1 protein-coding gene is annotated in these 661 nt (G+C 46.0%); it reads right to left on the bottom strand.

The window, feature by feature from the left end; all coding sequences use genetic code 11:
- On the bottom strand, positions 1–651 hold a 651-nt coding region (locus R7O13_RS27695; protein ID WP_318305301.1), incomplete at its 3' end, for a response regulator transcription factor.
- Positions 652–661: the final 10 nt, after the last annotated feature.

The raw sequence follows: 661 nt of genomic DNA, 5'->3' as shown, positions 1-661 counted from the left end.
TTCTAAATAACTGTAACCTTTGCCTCGCAACGTTTTGATGTGCTGTTTAGACAAGCCCGCTTCAACCAATTTGCGGCGAATGTTACTGATGTGCATATCAAGGTTGCGATCAAACGGGCTGAGTTCTTTTTTCAACACTTCTGTCTGTAGCTCAGCTTTGGAGATAACCACGCCTTGATTCTTAACCAAATGGCTCAAAAGCTCCGCTTCTGTGCTAGTCAACGGTAAGCTGGTTAGCTGATCACTGCTACTCTGGGCGGTATTGCAAATGGTTTGGCGTTGACGCTCCAAGCCCACTCGACGCAAGATCGCTTTGATGCGCATTAGCAACTCAGCGACGTTGAATGGCTTACCAATGTATTGATCGGCACCCGCTTGATAACCATCCAGCATCGAGTTTTCATCGTTCAATGCTGTAAGCATCAGAATTGGCGTAGCAAATCGTTGGCAAATACGACGAGCAACTTGCATCCCATTTAAGTTTGGCAACATCACATCGAGCAACACTAAATCGACTGGCGTTTTCTCCATGTACTGCAGCGCGCTTTCACCACAATGCACAGAAGAGACGGTATACCCTTCATCTTGCAAAACTACTTCTAAAAGCTCACACAAAGGAACGTCATCATCAACAATCAGAACTCGAGACATGCCCAATTCC

It is taken from the genome of Vibrio sp. Y176 (genome assembly GCF_033438945.1).
The sequence above is the reverse complement of the archived record's forward strand: the minus strand, read 5'-3'. Positions and strand labels throughout refer to the sequence as shown.